The 3,173-nt window shown below is 66.4% G+C and carries 3 protein-coding genes; 1 reads left to right on the top strand and 2 read right to left on the bottom strand.

Going from position 1 to position 3,173, the window contains the following annotated elements:
- A partial coding sequence (locus OXU43_03600) for a cation acetate symporter (protein MDD9824241.1) occupies positions 1-1,794 on the bottom strand: 1,794 nt, incomplete at its 3' end.
- A 5-nt stretch (positions 1,795-1,799) separates the two neighbouring features.
- Positions 1,800-2,105, bottom strand: coding sequence for a DUF4212 domain-containing protein (locus tag OXU43_03595; GenBank protein ID MDD9824240.1), 306 nt, complete (start codon positions 2,103-2,105; stop codon positions 1,800-1,802).
- Positions 2,106-2,306: 201 nt separating this feature from the next.
- Between OXU43_03595 and OXU43_03590 the strand changes: the two genes are divergently transcribed.
- Complete coding sequence (locus OXU43_03590; GenBank protein ID MDD9824239.1) at positions 2,307-2,990, top strand: haloacid dehalogenase type II; 684 nt, start codon at positions 2,307-2,309, stop codon at positions 2,988-2,990.
- The last annotated feature ends 183 nt before the right edge of the window (positions 2,991-3,173 follow it).

Here is a 3,173-nt window from a genome sequence, read left to right as displayed (position 1 = left end):
GGGCGCGGGCGGCGGAATTCGCCGCTGCGGTACGCGGATGTCTTCCACGAGGCGCTGCACTGCCTCCGGCGGCGGCGCGGTGAGGCGGCTGACGGCGATGGCGACGACGAAGTTCAGGATCATGCCCAGCGTGCCGATGCCTTCCGGCGAAATGCCGAACAGCCAGTATTCGGCATCGTTCCGTTCGGGCGCTATGAACTTGAAGAACACGATGTAGCCGAAGGTAAAGCACAGCCCCGCCAACATGCCGGCAATCGCGCCTTCCTTGTTCATGCGCCTGGAAAAGATGCCCAGCATGATGACCGGCAGGAACGACGAGGCCGCGAGACCGAAGGCAAAGGCCACCACCTGCGCCACAAAGCCGGGCGGGTGGATCCCGAACAGCCCGGCGATGAAAATCGCCACCGCCGCGGAGATGCGCGCCGCCGTCAATTCCTGCCGTTCGCTCAGGCCGCGCGCGATCACGCCTTTCAGCAGGTCGTGCGAGATCGCCGAGGAGATCACCAGCAGCAGCCCCGCCGCCGTTGACAGCGCCGCAGCCAATCCGCCGGCCGCGACCAGCGCGATCACCCAGTTCGGCAAGTCGGCGATTTCCGGATTCGCCAGCACCATGATGTCGCGGTCCACGTACAGCTCATTGCGCCCTTCGGCCGGCGCGTTGCTCAAGCCGCGCTCGCCATGCGGGCCGCGGGCGGCGGCATCGTCCGCACTGCCGGCATAAGCCGGCTTGCCCTCGAACGGCGCGCCGGCGGCGTATTGGATCCTGCCGTCGCCGTTTTTATCCAGCCAGGCGATCAGTCCGGAATTCTCCCAATTCTTGAACCACCGGGGAATTGCGGCGTAGGAGGCATCCTGCACCGTGTTGACCAGGTTCATTCGGGCAAAGGCGCCGACCGCCGGCGCGGTGGAGTACAGGAGCGCGATAAACAGCAGCGCCCAGGCGGCGGAGACGCGCGCCGCGCGCACCGTCGGCACGGTGAAAAAACGCACGATCACGTGCGGCAGGCCGGCGGTGCCGCACATCAGCGCCGCGGTGATAAAGAAGACATCCGCGGTTGATTTGTTCCCCGCCGTGTAGGCGCCGAAGCCCAGCTCCGTGAGCGTTTCGTCCAGCGCATGCAGCAGATACCGGCCCGCCTGCGGGCCTTCACTCAGCGTACTGCCGAAACCGGCCTGCGGCAACGGGTTGCCGGTCAGCTGGAAGGACAGGAAAAACGCCGGCACGGTATAGGCGAAAATCAGCACGCAGTACTGCGCCACCTGAGTATAGGTAACGCCCTTCATGCCGCCCAGCACCGCGTACAAAAACACGATGCCCATGCCGATGGCGACGCCGGTGTTGATGTCCACCTCCAGAAAACGGGAGAAGACGATGCCGACGCCGCGCATCTGGCCGGCGACGTAGGTGAAGGACACGAACAGCAGGCAGACGACCGCCACGGTGCGCGCCACGTTGGAGTAATACCGGTCGCCGATGAAATCCGGCACGGTGTATTTGTTGAACTTGCGCAAGTACGGCGCGATCAGCATGGCCAGCAGCACATAGCCGCCGGTCCAGCCCATCAGGTATATGGAGCCGTCGCGGCCCAGGAAAGCGATCAGACCGGCCATCGAGATGAACGAGGCCGCCGACATCCAGTCGGCCGCGGTCGCCATGCCGTTGGTCACGGGATGCACGTGTTTGCCGGCGACGTAAAAGTCGCCGGTGGAGGCGACGCGGGACCAGAACGCGATCCCGATGTACAGCGCCAGCGTCAGCCCGACGACCAGGAAGGAGATCGTTTGCAGTTCCACGGCGCTTATTCCGTTTCGTCCACGTTATGCTTGCGGTCCAGCATATTCATGCGCCGCGCGTAGAACACGACGAGCGCGAGGAACACGTAAATCGAACCTTGTTGCGCGAACCAGAATCCCAGCTTAAAACCGAAAAACCGGATCCGGTCCAGCAGGTCCGCGAACAAGATGCCGAAGCCGTAAGAGACGACGAACCAGACCGCCATGCAGATAACGATGGTGCGAATATTTTCGCGCCAGTAAGAGCTGTGATTGCCGCCGCCGCGATTGCTGCCGTGATTGCCGCCGCGATTGCTTTGATCGTTTTCCATGCCGCCCCTTGCCGTTGCCGGATTCGTCGCGCCAGCCGAACGAAGCGCCGACTTCCCGGCCCGTGCAAGCAAGAATACTCCGATCGAGGCGGATAGTCTGTTACCCTGCGCCAACGATCCCGACCCGAATCGAGGCTGCCGACCCGTGCCTAGAACAAGCCCCGCCCGCCAAACCGCGCCGGCGCCAGGAACTGCCCGCCGATGTTCGACCGCATAGCGGCCTGCGTGTTCGACGCCTACGGCACCTTGTTCGACGTGCACTCGGCGGCGGAACGCCACGCCGGGCGCCTCGGCCCACAGGCGCAAGCGGTATCGGAATTGTGGCGCGCCAAACAGCTGCAATACGCCTGGCTGCGCAGCCTGATGGGGCGGCACGGCGATTTCGCGCAGGTCACGGCGGACAGCCTGGATTACGCCCTGGAGGCGCACGGCATCGAAGACCGCGCCCTGCGCGACGACCTGCTCGGCGCGTACCTGGCGCTGGATTGCCACCCGGAGGCGCCCGCGGTGCTGCGCGCGCTCAGGGACGCGGGCATGACCACCGCGATCCTCTCCAACGGCACGCCCGCCATGCTGGACGCCGCCGTGCGGCATAGCGGCATCGCGGGCTTGTTGGATGCCGTCTGGTCCGCGGAGGAGGTCGGGATCTACAAGCCCGAGCCGCGGGTGTACCGCCTGGCGACGGAGCGCCTCGGCGTGGAGGCCGGGCGCATCGCCTTCCAATCCGCCAACGCCTGGGACGCGGCCGGCGCCGCCGCCTGCGGTATGCGCGCCGTCTGGATCAACCGCCTGGGGCAAGGGCGCGAGCGGCTCCCGGCAACGCCGTCCGCGGAATTGCCGTCCCTGGAAGGATTGCCGCAACTGCTCGGTCTAGGCGGCGCTTAGCCTGGGGCGCGCCAGGGAAGAGCGCCCCGGCCCCCGGCAGCGGGCGTACCCGGCCCGGCAAACCGCCCCACTCTCCCCATCACTCCCCCTGGAGCCGGCTGCCGCCCCACTCTCCCCATCACTCCCCCCGGAGCCGGCTGCCGCCCCACTCTCCCCATCACTCCCCCCTTGAGGGGGAGTCGC

It is taken from the genome of Gammaproteobacteria bacterium, from assembly GCA_028817255.1.
Taxonomy (GTDB): domain Bacteria; phylum Pseudomonadota; class Gammaproteobacteria; order Porifericomitales; family Porifericomitaceae; genus Porifericomes; species Porifericomes azotivorans.
Note: the sequence above shows the minus strand (reverse complement) of the source record. Positions and strands in the feature narration are given on the sequence as shown.

Bases quoted from the DNA above. Each gene is read 5' to 3' on its own strand.
- OXU43_03595 (MDD9824240.1), bottom strand. From the start codon at position 2,105: ATGGAAAACGATCAAAGCAATCGCGGCGGCAATCACGGCAGCAATCGC.
- OXU43_03590 (MDD9824239.1), top strand. From the start codon at position 2,307: ATGTTCGACCGCATAGCGGCCTGCGTGTTCGACGCCTACGGCACCTTG.